This is a genomic window from Nocardioides sp. JS614, assembly GCF_000015265.1.
Lineage (GTDB): Bacteria > Actinomycetota > Actinomycetes > Propionibacteriales > Nocardioidaceae > Nocardioides.
The window spans coordinates 4,313,287-4,339,642 of sequence record NC_008699.1 but is presented as its reverse complement, the minus strand read 5'-3'; the positions used below and the strand labels follow the sequence as shown (position 1 = coordinate 4,339,642).

Here is a 26,356-nt window from a genome sequence, read left to right as displayed (position 1 = left end):
CAGGAGCCGACAGCCATGCCCAGCACCCTTCTCACCCATGCCGTGGTCATCACTATGGACGCAGACCGCCGGGTCTTCTCCGACGGCTACGTTCAGATGGAGGACGGGCTCGTCCGGGACGTCGGGCCCGCGTCCGAGGCGCCGACGGGCCGCCCCTGGACACAGGTCCGCGATCTCGGTGGGCGGCACGTCGTCATGCCCGGCCTGGTCAACACGCACGACCACTTGAGCCTGAGCGTCGTCCGCGGGGGCCTGGACGAGCTCGACCGGCTCGAGATGGGCACGAAGATGTTCGACGCCCTCCGGGTCATCGACGGTCCCGCCTCCTACGACGGGGCACGGTGCTCGATCGCCGAGCTGCTGCTCGCGGGTGTCACCACGACCGCCTGCGACGAGTTCGGTCACCGGGACCGGCCAGCAGGTGTGCTGCAGGCGTGCCGGGAGATGGGCATCTGCACCCTCTTCGGGCGCGCCACGATGGATAGCACGGACGAGACCGTGAACTCGCAGACCATCCCGCTCGACTTCCGGGAGGCGCCCGAGGACGCCATCGCCCGCGTCGAGGAGCTCAGACGTGACTACGACTCCCCACTCATCGCGGTGCATCCGTCCGCGGTCTCCACCATGCGCGTCTCGACCGAGATGATGCGCGCGCTGAGCGAGTACGCCGCCGCGGAGCGGCTCATGCTCATGCTCCATATGGGAGCGGATCGGGACGAGCAGGCGGAATCCCAGCGGCGCTACGGCAAACTGCTCGTCGAGTACATGGCGGACATCGGTGCTCTCGAGTCCCAAGTGCTGCTCGCGCACGCGACCTGGACCGAGGAGAGCGAGATCCCCTTGCTCGCCCAGCACGACGTCGCGGTCGCCCACTGTCCGGAAAGCAACGCCCACGAGGGCGACCCGATCAGCCGGGTGGCGTCCTGGCTCGCGGCGGGGCTACGGGTCGGGCTCGGCAGTGACGGCGCCAACACGGGCAACTCCCAGAATCTGTGGGAGACCGCCAAGCTCGCGGTCTACCAGCAGAAGACCCGGGAGCGAGACGGTCTCTACGGTTCGGCTGAGCTCGGCCTGGAGCTGCTGACGCTGCACGGCGCCCGGGCGCTCTACCAGGAACACCGGCTGGGTGCGCTGGTTCCGGGCCGGGCCGCGGACGTCATCTGCCTCGACATCGACCGCCCCAGCCTCGCCCCGCGGGGAACGATCTTGTCCAACCTGGTCTATGCCAATGACCGCTCGGCCGTCCGACACGTGTATGTCGCAGGCGAGGAGCGAGTTCGTGACGGGGAGCTGCTCGGGTACGACGTGGAGGAGCTCGCGGCCCGGGCCACGTCGGCTTCGGCGACGGTGATGGACGCCAGTGGATTCGGTCGTGACGTCATGGCCAAGTCGCGGTTCCGCTGGGTGCGCTGAGTGCCGCCGCCTACCCGGTCGAGACGCGCCCGATCGCGCCGCGGAGCTTCGCGGTCGGAGTGTGTTGACACGTCGGCCCGGCGGTGCGAAAGTTCTCTCACTGAAACAAGGTTCCGTTACACGGAACAATCGACTTCGAGGTGGGGCGGACATGAAACGAATGTCAGGACTTGTATGCCTTCTCGTGCTGGGGCTCGCGCTGGCCGCCTGCGGCTCGGGCGGCTCCGACGGAAACGACGGTTCGGACTCGGGCCCCGTCAAGATCGCCATCGTCGAGCCGTTCAGCGGCGACTTCGGGTACTTCGGTGACTTCCTCAAGAACTCCCTGCAATACCAGGTGGACAAGATCAACGCGGACGGGGGACTCCTCGGCCGGCAGCTCGAGGTCATCACGCGTGACGACCAGATCCAGGCGCAGCCGACCGTGACGGCGGTCCGTGAGTTGAGCGACGACCCGTCGGTCGGGCTCATCGTCGGCCCCTCTTTCAGCTTCCTCTACAACGCCGCTCGCCCGATCTACGACGCGAAGCAGCAGCTCAACTGCCCGCTCTCGGTCGACTCGTCAGACTCGGTAGCCGGCGCGAAGTACACGTTCCGCGCGGGCCCGTTCAACAACCTGTTCATCACGGCCCTGCTGAAGTACTTCCAGGACTCAGGCACCGTCAAGTCGGTCGGGGTCGTGTACGCCAACGACGACACCGGCCAGGCCACCGACAAGGAGTTCGCTGAGCTCGCTCCGGAGTACGGGATCGACTACCTCGGTGCCGAGCTCTACAACGCCGACGCCTCGAACCAGCTCGCGCAGTTCAACAAGCTCAAGGATGCAGACGCCATCTACATCAGCGCTGACGCAGCCGCCGCGGCCCAATCCGCCATCTCGGCCGGCGACGTGGGCTACGACGGCATCCTCGTGGGCGGCGATGGCCTGCAGAGCTATGCGTTCGTCGACGGCGCGGGTGATGCTGCGGAGGGCACGGTGTTCTCGTCCGAGCCGCTGCTGAACATGACGAAGATCCCTGACAGCGAGTGGCCGACCGCCTACGCCGCGTTCATCAAGAAGGCCACTTCGGACTACGGCGTCCAGACCGGCCCGAAGAGCGGGGTCACCCAGCTCAAGGCGACCCCACTGGCGACGGCGTGTGTCGTGGCCTGGGCCAAGGCCGTCGAGGAGGCCGGCACGTTCGACGACACGAAGGTCGCCGAGGCGTGGGAGGGACTGTCCGTCCCCGCGTCGGAGAACCCGGCAGGCATCCCGCTCCAGTTCAGTGCGGACAACCACGACTTCTTCCACGATCCGGAGCAGCTCGCCGTCTACCAGTGGGTGCACGATGGAGACTCCTGGTACCTGGAGACGTTGGCGGACGCAAGCGAGTAAGTCGAGTCGGCATGCCGGGTCCAGGTCCCTCCGGAACCTGGACCCGGCAGCCGGTCACGTCCTGATTGGCAAAGAGAGGTGGTGATCCACTCGTGGGAACGCAGATCCTGATCGTCAGCCAGGCCCTCTACCTCGGGGGTGTCTTCGCGCTCATCGCGCTCGGCTTGACGATCAGTTACTCGTCGACCAGGGTGGTCAACTTCGCTCAGGGCGAGTACTTCGTCTTCGGCGCCGGGGTCGCCTACTACATGCAGTCGGTGCACGGGCAGCCCGCATGGGTCGCCCTGCTCGTGGTGTTGGCCGGAGCCGCCGCGTTCGGACTGGTCAGCGAGCGCGCGATCATGCTGCCCATCCACCGCTCAGGCATCCATTACGCGTGGATCATCTCGACGCTCGCGGTGGCTCTGACGATGCAGAGCGTGTACTCCAAGGTCTTCGAAGGCGCGCTGCTTCGGCCGCCGCCCCTCGTCGCGGGCGCGGTCGACGTGCTCGGTGGCAAGGTCGCGTACCAGATCTTCATCGTGATCGGCGCAGCGGTCGTCATCATGGTCGCCTACGACCAGATGCTTCGTCGGACGTCGTACGGCGCCGCCGTGCGGGCGACCGCACACGACCCCGACACGACCTCGACCTTCGGCATCAGCGTCCGTGGGATCGTGGTGGTCAGCTTCGTGGTGAGCGCGATGATCACGGCAGTCGCCGGAATGCTCGTCTCCCCGGTTCTCTTCGTCGAGCCCACAGTTGGCCTGGCCTACACGACCAACGGCTTCGTCGCCATGGTCATCGGCGGTCTGGGATCGGTTCGGGGTGCCATCGCCGGAGGATTCATCGTCGGGATCCTCAATGCGCTGGTCGTCAACCTCATCGGTCCCAACTACGGTCAGATCACCGTGGTCTGCGTGCTCGCCGTCATCTTGCTGGTCCGGCCCACGGGCCTCTTCGCATCCCCAGCGGCGGCGCACTGAGATGGCGTCCTTCGACCTGCGCTCTCGCAGCTCCGCCCGGATCGTCAGCGCGCTCGCGGCCGTCGCGTGCCTGGGCGTGCTGGCACTCTGGCCCCAGATCGCGGTGGGGTTCGGCCCCCAGCAGTCCTACTACGTCGACCTGGCCACGACCGCCCTGATCCTGACCATGCTGGCCATCTCGCTCAACCTGGCGATGGGCATCGCCGGGCTGCTCTCGTTCGTCCACACAGGGTTGCTGGCCGTCGCCGGCTACACCCTGGGCATCTCGGCGCTTCGATGGGGAGTCAACCCCTGGCTCGGGATCCTGCTGGGTGTCGTCGTCACTGTCCTGTTCTGCATCCTGATCAGCCTGGTATCGGCTCGCGCCACCAACATCTACTGGGGCCTGATCACGTTGAGCTTCGACCTGGTGCTCATCCAGGTGATCGAGCAGTGGGGGTCGGTGACCGGCGGCTTCAACGGCCTGCCCGGCGTCCCGCGCCCGCAGCTGAACGGTGCCCCTCTCGATACCCAGTCGTTCTACTACCTGTGCCTGGTGATGGCGATCGGCTGCTACCTGGTCACGAGGAACCTGGTGAAGTCGCCGGCCGGACGAGGGTTCCACGCGCTCCGTCAGTCTCCGGAGACCGCTTCCAGCCTGGGCATCAACGTTCCCGCCGCACGGCTGCTCGCCTTCGCCATCGCCGGCGCCCTGGCAGGCTTCTCGGGCGCGCTGTTCGCGATGCACCTGAACTTCATCAGTCCCGAGGTCGCCGACCAGGGGCCCCAGCTGCCACTGTTCATCGCGATCTTCCTCGGAGGGTTCGGGACCCTGCTGGGTCCCGTGCTCGGCATGGTCGTCGTCACCGCCGTTCAGCACGAGCTGCGTGGCTCGGGTGAGAACGCGCAGCTGATCCTGGGACTCTTCTTGTTGGCCTGCATTCTCATCCTCCCCAAGGGCATCGTCGGCACCTGGATGTCGACCAGGTTCGGACGTTGGGTCAGTGTCGCCGCGCATCCAGCGGTGCCGCCACCGGACGAGTCCGAGTCCCTGGCGCTCCTGCAGAACAGCACGAGTGGCGCCGAGCCGGTGATGAGGTGCCAGGACGTCGGCAAGATGTATGGCGGAGTGCGCGCCCTGGGCGGTGTCGACCTGGAGCTTTACCCGGGCGAGATCCACGCGCTCATCGGACCCAACGGCGCTGGCAAGTCGACCATGGCCGGCTGCATCACCGCCCACATCCAACGTGACTCCGGCACCGTGGTGGTCGGTGGGAGGCCGTTGCCCAAGCGCCCGCACGCGGTGGCCAAGCGTGGGGTGACCCGCGTCTTCCAGGAGCCGCACCTCTTCGAGGGCGGAACCGTGGAGGACAACGTCCTCACCGGCATGTACGGCTGGGGCCGATCGGGCTGGCTGCCAGCCATCGTGCGGACTCCCGGGTATCTGCGTGCCGAGCGCGAGCGTCGCCAGCAGGTCCGGCTCCTCTTGCGCGCGGTCGGGCTCGAGAGCCTGGTCCACCTGTCCGCGTCGTCGTTGTCGCATGGCCAGAAGCGGCTGGTCGAGGTCGTCCGCGCCGTCGCGACCCGTCCGACCGTCCTCATCCTGGACGAGCCCGCGACGGGACTGACGCCGGGTGACCTCGCGCAACTGGACAGCCTGCTGCGCACGCTCAGGCAGTTCGGGATCGCGCTCCTCCTGATCGAGCACAACATGGGCTTCGTCCTCCCGCTGTCCGACCGGGTCACGGTTCTGAACTTCGGTGAGGTGATCGCCCACGGCACGCCGCAAGAGATCGTCGACTCTCCCGTCGTCCGGGAGGCCTACCTGGGAGGCGCGACCGTATGACGACCGCGAGCTCGGACCCGGCCCTGCTGGAGGTGTCGAACCTCCGCGTCAGGTTCGGTCACGTCGACGCGGTCCGCGACGTCAGCCTGGCGGTGGGGCGAAGCCGTGTGGTCACCCTGCTCGGTCCCAACGGGGCGGGCAAGACCACCACGCTCAAGGCCATCTGCGGCCTCTTGAGGCCCGCGCGCGGTGAGATCAGGATCAACGGCCGCCGCACCAACGGTGTCGTGGCCTCGCGCGTCACCAAGCTGGGGGTGGGCTTGGTGCCGGAGGGCCGCCGGATCTTCCCGGCGCACACCGTCAAGGAGAACCTCGAGCTGGGGGGCTTCATCTGGCGGCGTCAGCGCCCGGTCTTCGACGAGACGCTCGCCTCGGTTCTCGAGCTGTTCCCTCGTCTGGCCGACCGGCTCGACCAACTCGCGGGCAGCCTGTCCGGGGGCGAGGCACAGATGCTGGCCGTGGGTCGCGCGATGATGACGCGTCCCAGCCTGCTCATCCTCGACGAGCCGAGCCTGGGCCTGGCACCCAAGATCGTCGACGAGCTGTACGACTTCTTGGGCACGATCCGAGACCAGCAACAGCTGTCGATCCTCCTGGTCGAGCAGGCGGCCGACCGTGCCCTCCGGTTCGCCGACGACGCCTATCTCCTGAGCCAGGGGCGGGTCGTCGCCAGCGGTCCCGCTGAGGCGCTGCGAGAGGACGACCAGGTGCGCAGCGTGTACTTCGGGGGGCTGGCCACCTCGTGACCGGCGCCGAGCGCAGCTTCCCACTTCGCGACACACCGCAACCCGATCAGCAGCCCCCGATGGAGGGAGACGTCTTGTCCGGAAACACCCCACTGGCCGCCGCCGAAGGAATGCTCCGAGGCGTCATCGACCGCGACCTCGACGCCGTGCTCGACTCGTTCACGAGCGCTGCCGACGCCTATATGTACGTCGAGGGGCCGCGCTGGACCACGCGCGGTGGCGACAACGTCGCCCAGGGCTGGCGCGCGTACTTCGACACCGGGATCGGCATCGACTCCTTCAGCTGGGTGGAGGGTCCGCAGGTGATCGAGACGCCCGCACTGTCGGCGGTCCTGGGGGTCGTGGACTACCAGGTCCGGTCGGCCGAGGGCTCCCAGCCGGCGGAGCACGCTCCGTTGCGGCTGCGGATGACCTGGTTGCTCCGGCCTGAGGACGGCCGCTGGCGGATCGTCCACGAGCACGGCTCGCAGCCGCTCGTCGACCCCTATGGATCCGGCGACTGGTGGCCCGAAGGTGCGACGCCTCTGCCCACGGCCGGATCGTGACGGACCAGCCGGCCGGCCCGGAGGTCGAGACCGCTGACCTGCTCCTACGCGGTGCCACGGTCGTCACGATGGACGCGGACCGCACGGTCTACGAGAGGGGCTACGTCGCCGTGCGCGGCCAGGAGATCCTCTCGGTCGGGGCCGACGACGGCGACGTGCCCCGCGCTCGGGAGGTCCGCGACCTCGATGGACACGTGGTGTTGCCGGGGCTGGTCAACTGCCACACGCACCTGTCGAACGGCATCTCCCGAGGCCTCTTCGACGAGTTGCCCCTCGCCGACTGGGTGGAGAAGGGGATGTGGCCCTCGTTGCGCGCCAACACCCGGGAGGCGACGTACCACGGGGCGCGGGTCGCCCTGGCCGAGAACCTGCTCGGCGGCGTGACGACCACGGTCGTGGGTGAGTTCGGCGTCCCCGCCCGCGACACGCTCGACGGGGTGTTGGCGGCCGTCACCGAGTCCGGTTCGCGCTCGGTCGTGGCCCGCATCTCGGTGGACTCCGCCGACGACCACGACTCCAGTCAGGCCGTCCCCCCTGACGTTCGCGAGGACATCGACGCGGCGTTGGCCGAGGTGGACCGGCTGCGATCCGGCTACGGCTCGGACCTCCTCGAGGTGGTCCCTGAAGCCCTCGGCGTGCTTCGCTGCTCGGCGGACATGGTCACGGAGTTCGCTCGCTACGCCCGGGACCGGGGCACCCGGATGACGATGCACGTCGCGAGCTCTCCCGACGAGCGCGACGAGGCGCAGTACCGCTTCGGCAAAGGGTCCGTCGAGCGCCTGCACGACCTGGGTGTCCTCGGGCCGCACCTGTTGGTCGCCCACTGCGTGTGGAACGACGACCGCGAGCGTGCACTGCTCGCCGAGAGCAGGACCGGGGTCTCCCACAATCCCGTGGCGAACCTGATGTACGCCTCGGGTCTGGCACCCCTCTCGGAGATGCTCGAAGCAGGCGTGCGAGTGGGACTCGGCACCGACGGGGCGTCCACCAACAACGGCCAGAACATGTGGGAGGTCATGAAGACCGCCATGTTCCTGCAGAAGTCGCGCTTCGGCGCCGGGTGGGGATCGGCCGAGCTCGCCCTGGAGCTGGCCACTCTCGGTGGAGCGCGGGCCATCGGCATGGAGGACCGCATCGGCTCGCTCGGAGCCGGCAAGCGTGCCGACATCGTGGTGGCCACGTTGAACAAGCCGGAGCTGGTCCCGCACGCCACCTGGCCGTCGAACCTGGTCTACTCCTTCAGCCCGAGCGCGGTGCGGACCGTGCTGGTCGACGGGCGCGTGGTGGTCGACGACGGTCGAGTCGTCGCGTGGGAGCACGACGACGTCATCGCGCACGGCAACCGGATGGCCCTCGAGATGGACGCCCACACCGGTCTGGCCCGGGCCTACCGGCAGCGGAGCCGCTGGCGCTGGGTGGGCGAGCGAGGCGGTCAGCCGGCCTCCTGAGCGGGGCGTGTGCCGAAGCGTCAGGAGAAGCTGGCGACCTCGACGACGGCCTTGCCGCGGTTGGCGCCCGACATCAGCTCACAGAAGGCGGCGGGCGCGCTGGCCAGCCCGATCGTGCGGTGCTCGTGGAGCCGTAGCTGGTCGGCCGCGACCAGGCTCGCCACCGCCTCACGATGCACCGTCGCCAGGTCCTGGTGGTCGTAGACCACCATGCCGTGCACGCTCGCGCGGGCCGACATGACCTTGCCGGCGTCGAGGACCGTGCGGGGGCCGTCGTTGTACTGGTCCATGAGGCCGCAGAGGGAGATCCGAGCGCCGACGCTCAGCCGGTCCAGGACGCAGTCGAGCGTTTGCTGGTCCCCCATGTGGAGGTAGCCGTCGATCCCGTCGGGACAGGCTCGCGCGAGGTCGGTGGCCCAGTCCGACGTCGTCCGGACTACGGCCGCCTCATAGCCCAGCTCCAGCGCGTCCGCCGCCTTCTCCGCCGAGCCGACGATGGCGACCGTCCGTGCACCACGGGCGGCCGCGAGCTGTCCGGCGGTGGCGCCGACGCCACCGGTGGCGGACGAGATGGCCACGGTCTCCCCGTGTTGGGGACGCAGGTGGCGCTCCAGCGCAGCGTAGGCCGTCAGTCCCGGCATCCCGGCGGCGCCGAGGACGGCGGATCGCGGTAGCCCGTCGATGACCGGGACCGGCCGGAGCGCGTCACCGTCCACGATCCCGTGCTCGCGCCATCCGATGTCGCCGACCACCCAGTCGCCGGGGGCGAACGACGGATGCTCGGACTCGAGGACGATGGCCACCGCCGTACCCGGGACCACCGCGCTGCCCAGCGCGAGAGCGGCCTGAGCCAGGTGCCCGGCGCCCAGCACCGAGCGCAGGTACGGGTCCAGCGAGAGGTCCGCGACCCCGACCACGACAGCGCCGCGATGTGGCCGGGGGAGCGGCTGCTGGACGAGCGCGAAGTCATCAGGCCGCGGGGGGCCCTGCGGGCGGCGCTGCAGCACCACGGCCCGGGTGTGGCGGGGAGGCGTCAACACCGAGTCCCTCCTGTTGCGTTGTGCGGAACGGTATTCCAGAATAGCCGAATGTGGTCGGGTGAGGCACCTCTTCGCGCCGGCGCCGATCGCAAGGGACGAGCGTGGAGGAGAGGTCTCGGATGGCCGTACGACTCGATGACGTGAAGGACTGGATCGAGGTGGCGATCCCCGGGGCGGAGCCGCCCGTGCGGCTGAGCCGGCTGCACTCCGGGGCGGACGGAGCGTCGGTGTCGCTCGTGCGGTTCCCGCCGGGCTGGTCGCGCCCCGTCGTGGGTCACTATGCGGCTGCGGAGGAGTTCGTCGTGCTCCACGGGAGCATCGTCGTGGGCGACCGGTTCGGAGAAGGCGACTACGCCTACCTGCCGCCGCGGACGCTGCGCGCCGAGAGCTCCAGCGAGACCGGCGCGCTGGTCCTGGCCTGGTTCTCCGCCGCGCCGGTGTGGCACCGCGGCCGCCCCGCGGAGCGGTCGCCGCAACTGCCGGTGCACCGGCAGGGTGCCGGCGTGCTGCGCCAGGCGGCGCCGGAGGTCCCCGGTGCGTACGAGATCGGCGCGCCGCACCCTGCCGGCGGTCTCGGTGCCGACGTGCTCGACCCAGCTGCGCGGCTCTGGGAATGGGTGCCGGCCGGCCGGGCGCCGACGCTCGACGCGGCGATCGTGCACCTGCGCACCTGGGCCTGACCCGCCCGCGCCGCGGGGCCGGACTCGCGGCTACCCGGCCAGTGTGCCGGGCTTGACCACGCCGAGGAATGCGGCGAGGGCCACGAAGAACCAGATCGCGAGCACCCACGGGATGGCCCGCCGCATCGAGCCGCTGATGGCCGCCTCGACCTCGGGGGTGGAGCCGCTGCTCATCAGCTGCCCGAAGGCCGGCGCGAAGGGCTTGAGCGAGACCCGGATCATGACGCCCGAGACGATGCAGAGGGCGTACGCGGCAACCTTGCCCGCGAGCCACTTGGGGTTGGTCTCCACCCCGAACGGCTCGGAGACGAGGAACGCGTAGCCGGCGGCGACGAGAAGTCCGACGGCGACCAGTGATCGCACGATCAGGTCGGTCCGGGCGGTCAGGTCGGCGTGCCGGGCGGGGGAGCGGAAGAACGCGGCCAGCATGATGGCCAGCCAGAGGAGGCCGCCGACCCAGGCGAGCGCGAGCGGCCAGCCGTAGAAGATGTCCTCACCGAGCGGGGTCGCCGCCATCAGCGTGACACCGCTGGGCAGCATCAGGATGAGGCAGATCCGTGGCGCGAGATCCACCATGTGCATGATCTTCATCGCGATCGCGCGCCCCTGGCCCGAGACCTGGGGATCCACCACGAACCTGCTCGAGTAGAACACGCCGATGTCGCTGCCCAGCCAGTAGGTGAGCAGCATGATGTGCAGGAAGATCGCGAAGCTGTGCAGGTCGAAGCCGACGGCCGGCTCGATCACAGTGGCCACGTCCATGGTTCTCCGTTCGGGTTGCTCAGTCCGGGATATCGCGTTTGACGACCTTGCCGGCGGCGTTGCGCGGCAGCTCGCCGATGACGTGCCACCTGCGGGGGATCTTGTAGCCGGCCAGCGACTCCCGGCAGTGCGCCTCCAGGCTCTCGACGTCGAGCGTGACCCCGGACGCGAGCACGACGTACGCGGTGACCTCCTCGCCCCATTCTTCGGACGACCGTCCGACCACGGCCACGTCGGTGACGCTCGGGTGGCGCGCGAGCACGTCCTCGACCTCGCGCGGGTAGATGTTGATCCCGCCCGACACGATCATGTCGCTGCTGCGGCCGACGATGTGGACATACCCCTCGTCGTCCAGGCGGACCAGGTCCCCACAGGTGACGAAGCCGTCCTCGCTCGTGCACCTCGCCGTCGCGTCGGGGTCGTTGTAGTAGCCGAGCATGAGGTACGGCGACCGGCTGTAGAGCTCGCCCATGCCGCCGGGTCCGACGGGCGCGCCGTCCAGGTCGACCACCCGGATCTCGGTCATGAACCATGGCTGGCCGACGGACCCGGGCTTGCGCAGCATGTCCACCGGGCGCAGGTTGGTGATGATGCCGCTCTCGGTCGAGCCGTAGAGCTCGTGGACGCCGGCACCCGGGAAGGACTCGATCACCCACTTCTTCAGCTCGAAGGGCAGGGCGGCGGCGTTGAAGTACAGCGTGTCGAGACTGGAGAGGTCTCGTGTCGCGATCGCCTCGCCTCCCAGGCGCCGGAGCATCTGGGCGTGGGCGGGCACGAGGAAGATCGACTGCACGCGGTGGCGCTCGGCGAGCTCGAGCATCTGCTCGGGCGACCATTTGGGCAGCATCACGACGGTGCCTCCGGTGAACACCGGGGCGTAGCCGAAGGCGAACCCGGCGCCGTGGTACATCGGCGCTACGGCCAGCGAGGTCCGCCCGGTGCCCAGGCCCCACTCGGTGGCGGCCTGGTAGAACGTCAGCGCGCGGGAGCGGTGACTGATCATCACCCCCTTGGGGCGGCCGGTGGTCCCGGAGGTGTACGCGATGCAGAACGGCTCTGTCTCGTCCACCGGGTACTCGGGGTCCTCGGGCGAGGACGCCGCCAGGACCTCGTCGTAGGACTCGAAGTCCGGACTCGTGCCGAGGACCACGACGAACGCCCCCTGGTCGGCAGCGGCAGGGGTGACCACGCTGGCCAGGTGTGCCTCGGTGATCACCGCACGCGCGCCGGAGTGTTCGATGATGTAGCGGGCTTCGGGCTCGGTGTACCGCGGGTTCAGCGGCACGATCACCAGCCCCGCCATGGCGATCCCACAGGCGATCTCGGGATGCTCGAGGCGGTTGCCGACGCAGACCGCGACGTGCTCGCCGGGGCGCACGCCGCGCGCGACGAGCGCGTTGGCCAAGCGGGCCGCACGGTCTCCCAGCTGGGCGTAGGTGAGCATGCGCTCGCCGTCGATGACGGCGGGCTGACGCGGTGTTCCGCGGGCGAACTCTCGCACCCCGTTGGCGATGTTGAGCTGTGCCCCACCGGGTGAGATCGGCATACGAACCTCGATTCCGTTTATTGGAACAACGTTCCATATTTTCGGTACCGTGTCCAGGGAAGCGCCGGATGCGCCGCGGGCCGTGGCTCGAGGCGCGGCGGCCTGCCTTGCCTCGCGGCTCGTCGCTCGTGCCCCGGCTTGCGTGCGGAGTGGGAATCGTGGGACAACCGATCTTGTTGGAACGCTGTATCGACCCGACCCCGGCGACTAACATCGTCCCGGGTCGTCCGCCGCAGGCGGAATCGGGTCACCGATGTCGCGACGCCGCCGTTCGATGAAGGCGACTCAGAGGAAGTGAGCAATGTCCCCCAGGTCCCGATCCACCCTTGTCGACGGAGCGGAGAGCGGGAGCGCCACGATCGCCACGGTCGAGCGCGCGGCCGACATCTTGATGCACTTCGCCTCGACGCCTCAAACCGACTTCGGCGTGACCGAGATCGCCGAGGAGCTCGGTCTCTCCAAGGCCGCCGTGCACCGGGTGCTGGCCTCGCTGCGCAGCCGTGGGCTCGTTGAGCTCGACGAGCGAACCCGCCGGTACTCGCTGGGCGTCTCGGCGATGAAGCTCGGGCTGACCTATCTCGAGCGCATCGACGTCCGGAGGGTGGGTCGCCCCTACCTGCAGGAGCTCACTGCGCGCACCGACGAGACGGCGACGCTCTCGGTGCGGGTGGGTGACCGCTCCCGGGTCTACGTCGACCAGATCACCCCCGAGCGTGAGGTGATCATGGCCGTCACTCTCGGTGAGCCGTATCCGCTGCACGCCGGCGCGTCGTCGCGAGCCCTCCTGGCGTTCTTGCCGGAGGACAAGATCGAGGCGTACATCTCCTCCGGCCCGCTGCAGTCGATGACCGCTTCCACCATCATCGATCCGGGCATGCTGCGCGAGGATCTGGCCGCGGTCCGAGAGCAGGGCTGGGCCCGGTCATCCGCCGAGCGGAAGAACGGCGCGGCCTCTGTCGCCGCACCCGTTCGAGGACACGACGGCTACGCCGTGGCCGTGGTCAGCGTGTGTGGGCCGCTCGAGCGCTTCTCCGCGGAGTTCGAGGGCTGCCGTGACGCGCTGCTGCACGCCACCCGAACGCTGTCGCGTCAGTTCGGGTTCGACGGGTAGCGACCGGGGTCGCCGCACCGGGCGCGGTCGCCGGGGTGGCAACCGCGCCGAACGGCCGCTGACCTGCGCCTCGTCACGGGGTGCAGGTGCTCACCGTGCGCGAGGACCGATCGATCGCCCTGCCCGCCCGACCGGCCGCCACGGCCGCACGTCAAGGAGGACGGTTCATGCCGACATCCCATTCCCGCTCTGCCGCCCCTGGGGCCCACGCCCACCGGGTGTTCGGGCCGCTGATCTCGACCGGTGACGTCGAGGCGCACGAACGCCTCTTCTGCGACGTGTTCGGCATGGAGGTGGCCGGCCGCCACACCCTGGATGGCGGCCGCGCCGAGGCGCTCTTCGGCGTCGCCCTCGACCGGGTGGATCTGGTCGCGTTGCAGACCCCGGCCACTGCGTCCGGTGTCGTCCTGTGCCGCTTCGACCCGGTCTGCGAGGAGACGGTCCGCTCGTACGCGACCCGGGTCGACCGCGACGCCCTCAAGGTGATCGACTTCTACGCACCCGACTACGAGGCGGCGCTCGAGCACGCCCGGGGGCTCGGCTATGAGGTCGTTGAGGCCGAGGCGGAGTACGACCTGCCCGAGGGCAGGTTCCGGGAGGCGCACCTGTGGGGCCCGGACAACGTCGTGACGGCGTTCCTCGGCGGACCGGCCGGGTTCTTCCGCGACTTCGCCCAGGTCACCGACCGACGGGTGAGCGAGGTGCAGAGCATCTCGGCTCCACTCAGCGACGCCGAACCCGCCGTGCGGTTCTATGCCGAGGTCTTCGGCTGGGACGTCGTCTACGAGTACGCTATCCACGACCCGTCGTTCGCGGACCTGCTGGGGGTCGACGCGCCGCTTCAGCTCCGCTCGCGCAACGTCGGCCCGTCGACGCGGGAGCCGTACCTCGGCCTGATCGACTACGGGCTCCCGGCCGACGTCGGTGGCTCGCTGCTCGGCCGCCCCGCCCCGCCGCGGCGTGGGCTCCTCGGCGCCGTCGTCCTCGCGGACGACCTCGACGCGGTCCGTGCCCGTGCCGGGGAGTCCGTCGTCGGCACCACGGGCCTCGATCTGTCGCCGTTCGCCGGGGCTCGTGCTGTCCTGATCCACCCTCCCCACCAGATCCCGCACCTGGTCGTGGAGGTGGCCGCCCAGGAGCCGGTACCGGAGCAGGCCGGGAACAGGCCGGGACCCGGCGACTGAGCGACGAATCCTCGGAATCGCTTGACCTGAGCGCTCGCGGCAAGCACGATAGAGAAACTGAAACGACGTTTCTCACTGTGGAATGCACCTCGTGAGCAGTCTTGCGACGCAGGTCGTCGGTGGACCTGCGTGACCCCGGAGGCGGAATGAAGACGACAGCCAGCGCCGACGCGGTGGAGCGGGTGGGCACATGCTGAGGATGGCGACGTCGCGGCTCCTGTCCTCGATCCCGGTCCTGATCCTGATCTCGATCGTGGCCTTCACGCTCCTCCGACTCGCCCCGGGTGACCCGGCCCTGCTGTCGGTCGGTCTCGAGGCTCCGCCCGAGGCGCTGGAGCGCGCCCGGCAGGAGATGCGGCTGGACGACCCCGTCTGGGCCCAGTACTGGGCGTGGGTCACCGACGTCGTCCGGTTCGACTTCGGCACCTCCTACACCGACAAGTCGCCGGTCACCGAGGTGATCGCCCATCGGCTGCCGACCACCCTGCAGCTGGCCGCGGTGGCGCTGCTGTTCATCGTCGCGATCGGCCTGCCCCTCGGCGTCGTCTCGGCCCTGCGTGCCAACCGGTTCACCGACCAGCTGATCCGGGTGGGCTCGCTGGCGGGCATCTCGGTGCCGAACTTCGTGGTCGCGCTCTTCTTGGTGCTCTCGTTCGGCTGGTGGTTCCCGGGGATCATGCCGTACCAGGGCTTCGTGAGTCTCGGCGAAGATCCGGTGGAGAGCCTGAAGTACACCGTGCTTCCGGCGGTCGCGCTCGCCGCTCCCCAGATCGGGCTCGTCGCCCGCCTGGCGCGGTCGAGCATGCTCGAGGTGCTCGGCCAGGACTACGTGTCCGCGGCGCGTGCGATGGGCGTGCGCGAGCGGGTGATCATCTGGAAGGACACCCTCCGCAACGCGCTGCTCCCGGTCGTCACCGTGCTCGGCGTGCAAGCGGGGTTCCTGCTCGGAGGCTCGGTGGTCGTGGAGACCGTCTTCGGCATTCCCGGCCTCGGTCGGCTGCTCGTCGAGTCCTTCACCATCCGCGACTACCCGGTGACGATCGGCGTGATGATGTTCATCGCGGCTGTCTTCGTCTTCATCAACATCATCGTCGACCTCCTCTACGGGGTGATCAACCCACGGATCCGGGTCGCCTACGGCTCCGGGAAGGAATGAGGATGACCCAGGTCCCTGCTGCGCCGGCGGTCGACCAGGCCCCCGGTGCACTCGTCGCCGCCGCGTCCGTCCACCGCGTGGGTGAGGTGGGGCTGCTCCGGCGGCTCGCGTCGCGCCGGCTGTCGCTGCTGAGTCTCGTCGGTGTCGCCTTCTTCCTGCTGCTCGCGCTGATCGGTCCCTTCTTCGCTCCCCATGGGCTCGGTGAGCTCGGCGACGACGCGCTCGCTCCGCCGAGCGTGGACCACTGGATGGGGACGGACTCGGTCGGCCGCGACGTCTTCTCCCGGTTCCTCTACGGGTCGCGGATCTCCATCCTGGTCGGCTTCGTGGCGGTCCTCGTGGCGATGGCGCTCGGCACGTTGCTCGGCATGCTGGCCGGCATGCGCTCCGGAAAGGCCCGCGACAGCATCATCATGCGGTTGATGGACGTGATCTTGGCCTTCCCGCTGCTGGTCCTCGTCCCGGTGATCACAGGCGTGATCGGTCAACGCGACCTGTCGCTCGGGCCGATCCCGATCGGGCCGGAGGCACTGGTGTCCGCGGCGATCGGCGTCGTGCTGATCCCGGTCTTCGCCCGCATCGCCCGAGCCAGCGTCCTGGCCGAGATGCGTGAGGACTACGTGCTCGCCGTCCGCTCGTTCGGAGGCCGCGGCCGTGACGTCTTGTTCCGCAACCTGCTGCCCAACATCGCGGCCCCGCTGGTCGTGCAGGCGGCGTTCGGCCTGGCGATGGCGGTCACCGTCGAGGCAGCGGTGTCGTTCCTGGGTCTCGGCGTCCAGCCGCCGGGGGCGAGCTGGGGGACGATGCTCGCTGACGCCCGTCAGTACGTCACGCTCGGTGCGTGGTGGCTCGTGCTGTTCCCGTCCGTGGCCATCGCCCTGTTCGTGCTCGTCTTCAACCTGCTGGGCGACCAGCTGCGTGACGAGCTGGACCCGCGCGCCAGGACCGCGGCAGCTGGACGGAGACGCCGGTCGCGTGGCAAGGCGTCGGAGGAGCGGTCGCAGGTCGAGGAGGACGACACCGATGAGCACGCCTGAGCACGAGGAGGTCCTCCGGATCTCCGGCCTGAACACGACCTACCAGTTCCGCGGGCATCCGGTCCCGGCGGTCCAGGACCTCTCGCTCTCCGTGCGGCCCGGCGAGGTGGTCGGGCTGGTGGGGGAGAGCGGATCGGGCAAGAGCACCGCGCTGAAGTCGATCCTCGGCATGCTGCGCCCGCCCGCGGAGGTGGCCGCGGACGAGATCGCGCTCTGCGGTCGCGACCTGCGCGCCCTGAGCGCGGAGGAGAACCGTCGGATCCGGGGCGGCGAGATGTCGATGATCTTCCAGGACCCGATCAACTCGTTCAATCCGTCGTGGACGATCGGAAGCCAGTTCCGGCGCGTCCTCGGCCTCCACCGGCCCGACCTGAATCGCAACGACTACGACGACGAGATCATCCGGCTGCTCGCCGGGGTCGGGATAGACGGGCGGGGCAAGCTGAAGTCCTACCCGTTCCAGTTCAGCCAGGGCCAGCTGCAGCGGATCATGATCGCGGTCGCGTGTGCGAGCAAGGACCTCAAGGTGCTGCTCGCCGACGAGCCCACCACGAGCCTCGACGTCACGATCGAGGCGCAGGTCCTCGAGCTGCTACGCCGGCTGCGGGCCGAGCGGAACCTGGCGCTGGTGCTCGTCACCCACGACCTCTCGGTGGTTGCCGAGATGTGCGACAAGGTGGTCGTCATGTACGCCGGTCGGGTGGTCGAGGTCGCGGACGTGTACCAGCTGTTCGAGTCGCCGCAGCATCCCTACACCGAGCAGCTGCTCAAGGCGATCCCCCACTTCCCGCACGATGGCCAGCGGCTCTACGCCATGCGGGGTGCGGTCCCGGGCCTGGACGAGAAGGTCCCCGGCTGCGCGTTCGCAGCCCGCTGCGACCGCTATCTGGGCGAGGTCTGCGACACCGTCAAGCCGACGCTGGCGCCCACCACCACCGACGGTGGGGGTGTGGCCGCCTGCCACCTCGTCGCCGAACCCGCGCTCGCTAGGAGGGCATCGGTATGAGCAGTCCCACCCGCGGCCCCGCCGCGACGGACCGCGGCGCCAGACCGACGCCGACGCCGATCGTGTCGGTGACGGAGCTGAAGACCCACTTCCCGGTGGGCGGAGGACTGGTCAAGCGCTTGCGGGGCAAGGGCGAGGTCGTCCACGCCCTCGACGGCGTGACCCTCGACATCCTGCCGCGGGAGACGCTGGCCGTCATCGGTGAGAGCGGGTCGGGCAAGTCGACCATGGGCCGGACGATCCTTCGGCTCGAGGAGCCGACCTCCGGCACGATCTCGCTCGCGGGCAAGGACGTCACGTCCATGTCCGGCGAGGAGTTGCGCCGCCAGCGCCGCCACATGCAGATGATCTTCCAGAACCCGTACTCCTCGGTGAACCGGCGCAACCGGCTCATCGACATCATCGCCGAGCCGCTGCGGGTCCACGACATCGGGGACGCGGCGTCGCGCCGGACCCGCGCGACCGAGCTGCTCGAGCTCGTGGGCCTGAACCGCGACTTCCTCTACCGCTTCCCCCACGAGGTGAGCGGCGGCCAGCTGCAGCGCGTCGGCGTCGCGCGAGCGCTCGCGACCGGTCCCGAGTTCCTGGTCGCTGACGAGCCGACCGCGAGCCTGGACGTGAGTGTCCGCGCCCAGGTGATGAACCTGCTCACCGACCTCAAGGACGAGCTCGGCCTGACGCTGATGTTCATCAGCCACGACCTCTCGGTCGTCTCCTACATCGCCGACCACGTCGCGGTCATGTACCTCGGCCGCATCGTCGAGGTGGGAACCAGGATCGAGCTCGAGCGGTCGCCACAGCACCCGTACACCAAGGCGCTGTTCACCGCGGCTCCCAAGCCGGACCCTCGTCAGCGCAAGACTGTGGCGGCTCCCCTGGGTGAGGTGCCCAGTGCGATCAACCGGCCCTCGGGCTGCCACTACCACCCGCGGTGCCCGATCGCGATGGACATCTGCAAGGTCGAGTACCCGACGCTGGAGCGCAAGGCGACGGGCCAGCAGGCTGCCTGCCATGCGATCCCGGCGGCTCCACCATCGGCAGGCGCGACAGCGTTGCCGGTCGTCGACCGCTAGCTCGGGTGCCAGCGGGTCACCGACCGCTCAGCGCACGCTGGGGATCCTCGGTCACGAGGCGGGCCACCTGGTCGATGCGGTCGGCCTGCGGATCGTCACCCTCAGCCCCCGCGCCGAACGGCTGGGGCTCAGGGACGGAGCTGGCCGAGGTCCACGCGATCCCAGTTCGCGGCACCGGCGAGGTCCAGGCAGGAGACGACCGTGTGACCGACCGTCGCCGCCGAGATCATGGGCACGTCGCGCCCTCGGCTCATGTCACTCTCCACCGTCGCGGAGACGACCAGATCGGTGACCTTGATCCCGAGCGAGGCGACCTCGGGCCGAAGGCTCTCGACCAGCCCGCGCAGCCCGTGCTTGGCTGCCGCGTAGGCGGACCCGGCCGGGAAGCCCGCCACCCCGGCCCCTGAGTTGACCGTGAACAGGTGGCCGCGCGACCCGTTGCGGGGCTGCTGGCCGGACATGCGCCGAACGGCGCCGCGCAGCGTGAGGAAGGCCCCGTTGAGGTTGACGTCGACCTGATGGCTCCAGTCCTGCGCGGTGAGCTCGGCGACCGAGCCCCGGACGAAGGTGCCCGCGTTGGCGACCGCGACGTCCAGGCGCTCAGTGCCGAGGCCGGCCAGGAGCCGGTCCAGCCCGTCGCCGTCGGTGACGTCGAGCTGGTGCGCCTGCGCGCGGCCGCCGGCGGCGCGGATCAGCGCGACGGTCTCCTCGAGCGGCTGGGAACGCCGCCCGGTGGCGATCACGCGGTGGCCTCGGGCGGCCAGCGCGAGCGCCACCGCCCGCCCGATGCCCGATCCGGCGCCGGTGACCAGTGCGTCCCCGCGCTCGCTCATGCGCGTTGGAAGACTTCGATGGCCTCATCGTCGGGGCCGAAGTAGCTGCGAGCTGCCACTGCCCCGAGCCCCGGGACCTCCACCTCGACCCGGTCGCCGACGGGCTCCCCGCCGATGCTGTGGAGCAGCGCGTCGGTCGCCTCCAAGTCGTCGGTCTCGAGCGAGATGCTCAAGATCCCCAGGGCCGGCGGCACGGCACGGGCCCGCTGCGAGCTGCCCGGCCACCCGACGTACTGGGCGATCTCGAGGCGGCCCACCTCCGGCGCCGACGGCATCATCATGTTGATGTTGTGCAGGTTGGTGCCGGGTGGCAGTTGGAAGAAGGACTCCATGTTCTCCAGCATCTTGTCGTAGAGCGGCCGGAACCCCAGCGCCGCGTAGAAGCTGGCCGAGCGGCGCGCGTCGCTCGTGTGGATCGCGACGGTCTGGAGGGAGCTCGGCCGACCGTCGTAGTCGCTGAGCACCGACCCCGGGGCCGGCTCGAGCTGGAAGACGTCGAGGATGATGTCATCGACGTCGTAGGAGAGGGAGTCCCACGCGGACAGCGTCGGCATGACGGTCCAATGTGTCGGCTCGGACTTCGCTTTGCCGCCGTTGCCACGGATGGCGGCCATCGCGGCCCGGATCTCGGGAACGCGCATGTTGAGCGCGTAGTGCCCGTAGTCCTGCATCGCGGCGTAGGAGCCCCAGTACAGCTCGCCCGGCTGGTCGAACTCGACGAGCCGGACCAGGCCGGACGTAGCGGACTCCGGGCCCATCACGAGAACCTCACCGGAGACGCCCTCCGGCAGCTGCCAGAGCTGCTGGAACGCCGGCCCGGAGACCTTGCCGCTCGCCTGGACGACGTAGTCGAACACGACCTCGTAGAACCGCCGAGAAGCGGCGAGGTCGCGGACCCCCAGGGTCGCGATCCGAATCTCCGTGATCATCTGCCACTCCCATCTGTTCCATTAATTGGAACATTGTTTCCACAGATCCTGTAGATCGGGCGCCGGGGTGTCAAGAGTGACCCGCGGCGGGGCTTGCCGGGCGTCCGGCGCGGCAACATACTGTTCCGATACTAGAAACAACGTTTCGACATCGCATTGAGGAGCGCCTCGTGATCGAACGGCACTACGTGAGCCTGGAGTCGGGCTCGATGCACTACCTGCGAGCCGGACGGGGCACGCCCGTCGTGGTGCTGCACGCCTCGCCCATGTCCTCCCGATCGATGCTCGACTGGGTCCGCGGGCTGGCCGGCGACTTCACGGTCTACGCGCCGGACACCGCCGGGTTCGGGCAGTCCGACCCACTTCCGTACGGCGGTGACGCGCCGGCGGTCTCTGACTATGGCCGCCGCGTGCTGGAGTTCGCCGACGCCGTCGGCCTGGACCGCTTCCTCCTGGGCGGCACCCACACCGGCGCCAAGGTGGCGCTGGAGGCCGCGGTCCAGGCGCCCGCGCGCGTCGCCCAGCTCGTGATGGACGGGCTCGGTCTGTACACCCCGGAGGAGATGAGCGACCAGCTCGAGCACTACACACCTCCCATCGTGCCGGTGTGGCACGGTGGGCACCTGACCGAGGTCTGGCACCGGCTGCGCAACATGTGGACGTTCTGGCCTTGGTATCGGCAGGAGGCGGAGTGCCGGCTGGCCGACGCCATCCCCGACCTCGACATCCTGCAGCAGATGGCCTTCGACTCCCTCCGTGCGCGTCCCGACTGGGGACTGGCCTACCGCGCCGCGTTCCAGTACGACGGGCGACGAGCGCTCGCGCGCCTGTCCTCCCCGGCCGTGTTGATCGCCAAGGAGGCCGACCCACTGCACGAGCACCTCGAGCGGCTGGGCCTGGACACGCCGATGCTGCAGGTGCGGAGCGTCGCCAACGAGGACCACCTGAGCTCGGTCCTGGCCGCCTTCGACCGTGCCTGCGGCCTCCCGGACGCGCCAGCGCCGCGGCCGGCCCGGCACGGGGGCGGGACCACCCGGCGCTACGTCCGGACGTCGTCGGGCGAGGTCCATGTCCGCGTCGACGGCGACCCCGGTGCGCCTCCGCTGCTGTTCGTGCATGGGTCACCGGGATCGGCGGACAGCTCCGACCCGCTCATCCGCGACCTGTCGCGCGACCATCTCGTGGTGGCACCCGACACGCTAGGCAACGGCTATTCCGAGCCGGCGCCCGGGACGGACCCCGGCATCGACGTGTTCGCGGACGCCGTCGCCGAGGTGCTCGCCCAGCTCGGACTCGGGCCGGTGACCGCCTACGGGAGCCACACGGGTGCCTGCATCGTCCTGGAGCTGGCCGTCCGCCGGCCGGACCTGGTCGCGACCGTGGTGGCAGACGGCCTCCCCGTCTTCGAAGAGGCGGAGCAGGCCGACCTGCTCGAGAACTACTTCGTCTCGCTCTCCCCGGAGCGCCACGGCGAGCACCTGCTGCGCGCCTGGCACACCATCCGTGACGTCCAGCTGTGGTGGCCCTGGTACCGGCAGGACGCCGAGCACCGGCGCCCCACCGGGCCCTCCGACCCCGAGACGCTGCACCGGCTGGTCGTCGAGTTCATCAAGAGCGGGAACACCTACCGTGCGTCGTACGCGGCGGCGATCCGGTATCCCTCGCTCGACCGGCTCGGACAGGTGAGTGTTCCCACCGTCGCGTGCGCCGAGCCCACCGACATGCTGTTCGCCGGCAGCCGGGAGGCGAGTGCGCTCCCGGGCGTCCGGTTCGTGACGCTGGACGCTCGCGCGGGACGCGATGCGGCGTGGGTCGTGCGCGAGGCGGCCGACTCCGCCTGAGGCGAGCCACCGCCGACACGACGGCGCCCGCCCCTCCGGGGAGGGACGGGCGCCGTCGGCTGCGGGCCGGGTGGCCAGGGCGTGGTCAGGCCGTGGGCCGGGCGAGGTACCGACCCACCGGCTCGTCGCCCACGACGCCGTCGGCCATCACGTGGTGGCCCCGGACGAACGTGTCGGTCACCTTGGCCGTGAGCTCCTGACCCTCGAAGGGCGTGTACTCCTGGGCGGACGGGGAGTCTTCGGCGCGGACCGTCCAGGTGTGGTCGAGGTCGACGAGCGCGATGTCGGCGTCCTTGCCGACCTGGAGGGAGCCCTTGGTGGCACCGAGACCATAGCGCTCGGCGGGGTTGGTAGCGGTGAGCGCGGCGATCCGGCCGAGGCCGAGACCGCGCTTGCGGCCTTCGGTGATCATGCCGGCGAGGAGGTACTCGGCGCCGCCGAAGCCGGACTTGGCCAAGAAGACGTCGTCTTCGGGGTCGCCGAACTTGAGCTCCTCCTTGCAGCAGGCGTGGTCCGAGACGACCCAGTCGATCTTGCCGTCGAGCAGGTAGCCCCACAGGGCTTCGACGTCCTCGCGGGGGCGCAGCGGCGGGTTGACCTTGCCACCGACGCCGTGGGCGGTGTCGCAGTCGGCGAGGAGGTGGCCGACGGTGACCTCGCGACGGAAGTCGATGTGCGGGAACGCGTCGGCCATCGTCAGCGCGGCCTCGACCGCCTTCCGCGAGGTCAGGTGCAGCAGGTTGATCGTGGGCAGCTCGGTCTCGTGGGCCAGGTACGACGCGATCGTGACCGCCAGGCCCTCCGAGTGCGGCGGGCGGGAGGCGTTGTATGCCGGGAGGCCGGCGAGCGTGCCGTCCTCCTCGACGAGCTTCGTGTACGCCGTCATGATCTCGGCGGTCTCGCAGTGCAGCGAGAGCGAGATCTGGTCAGCGATCTCGGGGAACTTCCTGCGCGCGTCCTCGATGCCGCGCATGACGAACTCGAAGTGTGCATAGTCGTATCGCTCACCCTCGGGTGTCATCAGGAACGAGCTCTGGTCGGCGCTGCGGCCGTGGAGCCCGTGCCCGCCGTAGAACATGAAGATCTTGAACGACGTCACGCCGTGCTCTTCGACCAGAGCCGGGATCTCGGCGATGTGGCCGGCGCTCATCGGGGCGAGGTGGAAGGCGTAGTCGACGACCGACCTGCCCTCGGTCAGCGAGAGGACCTCGGGGAAGAAGTCGCGGTAGGCGCCGCCCTTGTTCAGGTAGTACTGGCCGGTGCGCATGTAGGTGATCGCCGTGGTGACGCCGCCCTGGGCCGATGCGCGGCTCTCGCTGACTGCGTCCTCGGGAAGCGGGTTGTAGATGCCCCAGTGCTGGTGGGCGTCGACCACCCCTGGGAACGCGACCTTTCCGGCCCCGTCGATCACCCGGCCAGCGCTCTGGCGCGACAGCCCTGCCTCGAGCCGAGCGATCTTCCCGTCCTTGATCCCGATGTCCACGGGGTGCGGCTCCGCCCCGTCGTCGACGACCACCGACACGTTGGTGATGATCAGATCCAGCTCGCTCATCGGTTCTCCTCCAGGTTCGAAAGGGGGGTCAGCAGGTCGGCGACGCCACTGGCATGACGCAGGTCGAGGGCGCTACGACGCACGGCGTCGGCAGCGGCCGCCCCGAGGCGACCGGCGACGTTGTCGCGGAACTTCGTGGCGAGCTCGTCGTCGCTCAACGGGCGGGCCGGGCCGCCGCGGTTCGAGAGGACCTCCTCGACCAGCTCCTCGCCCGACGTGGTGCGGAGCGTGACGACCGCCGGGAACTGGAAGGGGTAGATCCCGTCGCAGCGCTCGTCGGGGACGACGTCGACCTTGGCCATCACCGCGCGGCGGGCGGGGTCCTGGGCGAGGGCGTCCGTGTAGTCGTCGAGGCCGGTGCCCAAGCCGGAGCCGCCGAAGAGGCCGGCGACGAACGCGTACGGTCCCGAGAACTGGGCCTGGTATCCGGTCTGCGGTGCGCGCTTGACGTCGATCGGCTGGCCGATCGTGCGGATCACCGCTGTCGGCGCTCCGATCGTGACCGACGCGATGTCCTCGGGGCGCACGCCCCGGTCGCGGAAGGCGCGTCCGGCGTCGACCGTGGTGTGGGTGAAGTGGTTGGCCGGGTAGGGCTTGAAGAAGATGCCGGGCACCGACCACTCCTCGCCGAGTCCCTCGGTGACGGCGACCGGGAAGAACTGGCCGTGCAACCAGGCCTGGAAGAAGCCGAAGCGGCCCTCCAAGACGGTGGCCGGGCCGGTGAAGCCCCGGCGCACGAGCTGAGCGGCGGTGACACCGGCTTGCGCGGCCAGGCCGCAATGCAGGCGCTTGACCGTGCCGCCGGAGCGGTTGGCCTCGATCACCCCGGACGCCATGGACGCGGTCAGCCCGAGCGCGTGCAGGACCGCGCCGCGGTCGGCGCCGTAGACCAGCGACGCCGCGACCGCCGAGCCCATGGCGCCCGTGATCGAGGTGGCGTGCTGTCCATGCTCGAAGAACACCGAGTTCCCGAGCTTCTCGTCGTACCCCGCCATGCCGAGGCGTACGGCGACCTCCAGCCCGACCGCGATCGCGCGGACCGTGAGCTCCCCGCTCGCTCCGGCGTGCTCGGCCGCGGCCAGGGCGGCGGGCACCACGCTGGCGCTCGGGTGCAGGATCGACGGCAGGTGGGTGTCGTCGTAGTCGAGCGAGTGCGCGAGCACCCCGTTGACGAGCGCCGCCTGCGCCGCGGTCACCCGCTCGGGGCGACCGACGAGGCTGGCCTGCTCGTGGCCGCCCTGGTCGAGCACGTGCTCGATGATCGCGGCGCTGGTATCCAGCCGGTGGGCCGCGACGCACAGGCCGAGGACGTCAAGTGTCCGCTGCTGGACGCTGGCGGCGACGTCGTTCGGTACGCCGTTCGCGGCGGCGTCGGTCGCGAACTCGGCGATCCGCTCGCCGAGGGTCTGGCTCGCGGGCTCAGCCACGGGTGACCACCGCGAGCGGTCGCACCGGGGAGCCGGTGGCGCCGAAGAGTGGCAGGGGGGAGAGGATGAACAGGAACTCGTGGAGGGCCTCGCGGGCGAGCTCCTCGAGATCCATCGTCTCGATGATGTAGATGCCGCGCTCGACCAGCAGCACCCGATGGGCGGGCAGCAGACCGTGGCCGGCGCCGGGCGCGAGCCGCTCGAACGCGATGGTGTCGGCGCCCACGGCGTGCACGCCGTGGGCCGCCAGCCAGGCCGCCCCGGCCTCACCGATGCCGGGCACGCCGATGGACAGGCCGCGGAAGGTGTCGCTGTCGCCCGCGTCGAAGTGCTGGCCCCAGCCGCTCCGCACGAGCACCACGTCGCCCGCGCCGATGGTCAGGCCCTGGCGTTCTAACGTCGCCTCGAGGTCAGGCACGGTGATCTCCTGGCCGGCCTCGAGGCAGGCCACACCCAGCGTGCCGGGCACGTCGAGAAGCAGGCCGCGGCGCACCATCGGCTCGATGGTGTGGGCACCGAGCTCGATGTAGCGTCCGCCCACGAGGGCCTCGGCGGCGTCCAGGCCACCGAAGAGCTTGCCGTCCTGGGAGACGTGTGAGAGCGCGTCGATGTGGGTGCCGACGTGGGTGCCCATGGTGATCATGTCGTTGGCGGCCGAGGCCCCGTCGGCACGGACCATGTCGCCGTGCCGACGCGGCATCGAGTGCCAGTACGCCGGGTGGTTGGGCGACTGGGGCATCCCGACGGTCAACGTGCGTCCGAGATCGATGACGCGGACGCCTGCGCGCACAGCGGTGAGCAGGGGCTCGGTCGTCGGCATGGGTTCGATGGACATGGGCTCCTCGTTGGACGATCGGGTGGC

Annotated in this window: 23 protein-coding genes; 15 read left to right on the top strand and 8 right to left on the bottom strand. The window is 69.9% G+C overall.

What is annotated here, in order from left to right:
• Nucleotides 1-15 precede the first annotated feature (15 nt).
• The 7 genes from NOCA_RS26120 (at nucleotide 16) to NOCA_RS22215 (ending at nucleotide 8,317) form a co-directional block, all read left to right on the top strand.
• Nucleotides 16-1,413 carry an amidohydrolase family protein gene (locus NOCA_RS26120; RefSeq protein WP_011757532.1) on the top strand — a complete coding sequence of 466 codons (1,398 nt, stop codon included), beginning with the start codon at nucleotides 16-18 and terminating at the stop codon, nucleotides 1,411-1,413.
• A 151-nt stretch (nucleotides 1,414-1,564) separates the two neighbouring features.
• Nucleotides 1,565-2,788, top strand: coding sequence for an ABC transporter substrate-binding protein (locus NOCA_RS22240; RefSeq protein ID WP_011757531.1), 1,224 nt, complete (start codon nucleotides 1,565-1,567; stop codon nucleotides 2,786-2,788).
• A gap of 92 nt (nucleotides 2,789-2,880) precedes the next feature.
• Nucleotides 2,881-3,753 carry a branched-chain amino acid ABC transporter permease gene (locus tag NOCA_RS26115; RefSeq protein ID WP_011757530.1) on the top strand — a complete coding sequence of 291 codons (873 nt, stop codon included), beginning with the start codon at nucleotides 2,881-2,883 and terminating at the stop codon, nucleotides 3,751-3,753.
• A 1-nt stretch (nucleotide 3,754) separates the two neighbouring features.
• Complete coding sequence (locus NOCA_RS22230; RefSeq protein ID WP_041546820.1) at nucleotides 3,755-5,578, top strand: branched-chain amino acid ABC transporter ATP-binding protein/permease; 1,824 nt, start codon at nucleotides 3,755-3,757, stop codon at nucleotides 5,576-5,578.
• Nucleotides 5,575-6,324: an ABC transporter ATP-binding protein gene (locus tag NOCA_RS22225; RefSeq protein WP_011757528.1), complete on the top strand. Its 750-nt coding sequence runs from the start codon at nucleotides 5,575-5,577 to the stop codon at nucleotides 6,322-6,324. Before NOCA_RS22230 ends, NOCA_RS22225 begins: the two co-directional genes overlap by 4 nt.
• 59 nt (nucleotides 6,325-6,383) lie before the next feature.
• Nucleotides 6,384-6,869: a YybH family protein gene (locus NOCA_RS22220; protein WP_083768225.1), complete on the top strand. Its 486-nt coding sequence runs from the start codon at nucleotides 6,384-6,386 to the stop codon at nucleotides 6,867-6,869.
• A complete protein-coding gene (locus NOCA_RS22215; RefSeq protein ID WP_011757526.1) occupies nucleotides 6,866-8,317 on the top strand; it encodes an amidohydrolase family protein in 1,452 nt (483 codons plus the stop codon). The genes NOCA_RS22220 and NOCA_RS22215 overlap by 4 nt, the downstream gene beginning before the upstream one ends.
• 20 nt (nucleotides 8,318-8,337) lie before the next feature.
• On the opposite strand, the gene NOCA_RS27255 is transcribed toward NOCA_RS22215, so the two are convergent.
• Entirely contained in the window at nucleotides 8,338-9,357 is a 1,020-nt protein-coding gene (locus NOCA_RS27255; RefSeq protein ID WP_011757525.1) for an MDR family NADP-dependent oxidoreductase, read from the bottom strand.
• 119 nt (nucleotides 9,358-9,476) lie between these two features.
• On the opposite strand from NOCA_RS27255, the gene NOCA_RS27250 reads away from it, so the two are divergent.
• Nucleotides 9,477-10,037, top strand: a complete 561-nt coding sequence (locus NOCA_RS27250; RefSeq protein ID WP_011757524.1) for a hypothetical protein — start codon at nucleotides 9,477-9,479, stop codon at nucleotides 10,035-10,037.
• Nucleotides 10,038-10,067: 30 nt separating this feature from the next.
• Here NOCA_RS27250 and NOCA_RS27245 read toward each other — a convergent pair whose 3' ends face one another.
• A complete protein-coding gene (locus tag NOCA_RS27245; protein ID WP_140404022.1) occupies nucleotides 10,068-10,793 on the bottom strand; it encodes a hypothetical protein in 726 nt (241 codons plus the stop codon).
• A 25-nt stretch (nucleotides 10,794-10,818) separates the two neighbouring features.
• On the bottom strand, nucleotides 10,819-12,345 hold the full coding sequence (locus tag NOCA_RS22195) for a class I adenylate-forming enzyme family protein (RefSeq protein ID WP_011757522.1): 1,527 nt from the start codon (nucleotides 12,343-12,345) through the stop codon (nucleotides 10,819-10,821).
• 301 nt (nucleotides 12,346-12,646) lie between these two features.
• Between NOCA_RS22195 and NOCA_RS22190 the strand changes: the two genes are divergently transcribed.
• The 6 genes from NOCA_RS22190 (at nucleotide 12,647) to NOCA_RS22165 (ending at nucleotide 18,912) form a co-directional block, all read left to right on the top strand.
• Nucleotides 12,647-13,456 carry an IclR family transcriptional regulator gene (locus NOCA_RS22190; RefSeq protein WP_011757521.1) on the top strand — a complete coding sequence of 270 codons (810 nt, stop codon included), beginning with the start codon at nucleotides 12,647-12,649 and terminating at the stop codon, nucleotides 13,454-13,456.
• Between the two features lie 167 nt (nucleotides 13,457-13,623).
• Nucleotides 13,624-14,640 (top strand): hypothetical protein, encoded by a 1,017-nt coding sequence (locus tag NOCA_RS22185; protein ID WP_011757520.1) that lies wholly within the window; start codon nucleotides 13,624-13,626, stop codon nucleotides 14,638-14,640.
• A 190-nt stretch (nucleotides 14,641-14,830) separates the two neighbouring features.
• A complete protein-coding gene (locus tag NOCA_RS22180) occupies nucleotides 14,831-15,796 on the top strand; it encodes an ABC transporter permease (RefSeq protein ID WP_011757519.1) in 966 nt (321 codons plus the stop codon).
• A 2-nt stretch (nucleotides 15,797-15,798) separates the two neighbouring features.
• Complete coding sequence (locus NOCA_RS22175; RefSeq protein WP_049774440.1) at nucleotides 15,799-16,833, top strand: ABC transporter permease; 1,035 nt, start codon at nucleotides 15,799-15,801, stop codon at nucleotides 16,831-16,833.
• Nucleotides 16,820-17,839, top strand: a complete 1,020-nt coding sequence (locus NOCA_RS22170) for an ABC transporter ATP-binding protein (protein WP_011757517.1) — start codon at nucleotides 16,820-16,822, stop codon at nucleotides 17,837-17,839. Before NOCA_RS22175 ends, NOCA_RS22170 begins: the two co-directional genes overlap by 14 nt.
• Complete coding sequence (locus tag NOCA_RS22165) at nucleotides 17,836-18,912, top strand: ABC transporter ATP-binding protein (protein ID WP_011757516.1); 1,077 nt, start codon at nucleotides 17,836-17,838, stop codon at nucleotides 18,910-18,912. Before NOCA_RS22170 ends, NOCA_RS22165 begins: the two co-directional genes overlap by 4 nt.
• 128 nt (nucleotides 18,913-19,040) lie before the next feature.
• Here NOCA_RS22165 and NOCA_RS22160 read toward each other — a convergent pair whose 3' ends face one another.
• On the bottom strand, nucleotides 19,041-19,745 hold the full coding sequence (locus tag NOCA_RS22160) for an SDR family oxidoreductase (RefSeq protein WP_011757515.1): 705 nt from the start codon (nucleotides 19,743-19,745) through the stop codon (nucleotides 19,041-19,043).
• The gene (locus NOCA_RS22155) at nucleotides 19,742-20,674 is read right to left on the bottom strand and encodes a VOC family protein (protein WP_011757514.1); all 933 of its coding nucleotides are present in this window, start codon (nucleotides 20,672-20,674) and stop codon (nucleotides 19,742-19,744) included. The genes NOCA_RS22160 and NOCA_RS22155 overlap by 4 nt, the downstream gene beginning before the upstream one ends.
• Before the next feature lie 170 nt (nucleotides 20,675-20,844).
• On the opposite strand from NOCA_RS22155, the gene NOCA_RS22150 reads away from it, so the two are divergent.
• Nucleotides 20,845-22,515, top strand: a complete 1,671-nt coding sequence (locus NOCA_RS22150; RefSeq protein WP_011757513.1) for an alpha/beta hydrolase — start codon at nucleotides 20,845-20,847, stop codon at nucleotides 22,513-22,515.
• A gap of 85 nt (nucleotides 22,516-22,600) precedes the next feature.
• Here the strand turns inward: NOCA_RS22150 and NOCA_RS22145 are convergent, their stop codons facing one another.
• The 3 genes from NOCA_RS22145 to NOCA_RS22135 are packed head-to-tail and all read right to left on the bottom strand — an operon-like array spanning nucleotide 22,601 to nucleotide 26,329.
• Nucleotides 22,601-24,067: a dihydroorotase gene (locus NOCA_RS22145; protein WP_011757512.1), complete on the bottom strand. Its 1,467-nt coding sequence runs from the start codon at nucleotides 24,065-24,067 to the stop codon at nucleotides 22,601-22,603.
• Nucleotides 24,064-25,494 carry an MmgE/PrpD family protein gene (locus tag NOCA_RS22140; RefSeq protein WP_011757511.1) on the bottom strand — a complete coding sequence of 477 codons (1,431 nt, stop codon included), beginning with the start codon at nucleotides 25,492-25,494 and terminating at the stop codon, nucleotides 24,064-24,066. The genes NOCA_RS22145 and NOCA_RS22140 overlap by 4 nt, the downstream gene beginning before the upstream one ends.
• Entirely contained in the window at nucleotides 25,487-26,329 is an 843-nt protein-coding gene (locus NOCA_RS22135) for a cyclase family protein (protein ID WP_011757510.1), read from the bottom strand. Before NOCA_RS22135 ends, NOCA_RS22140 begins: the two co-directional genes overlap by 8 nt.
• Nucleotides 26,330-26,356 lie beyond the last annotated feature (27 nt).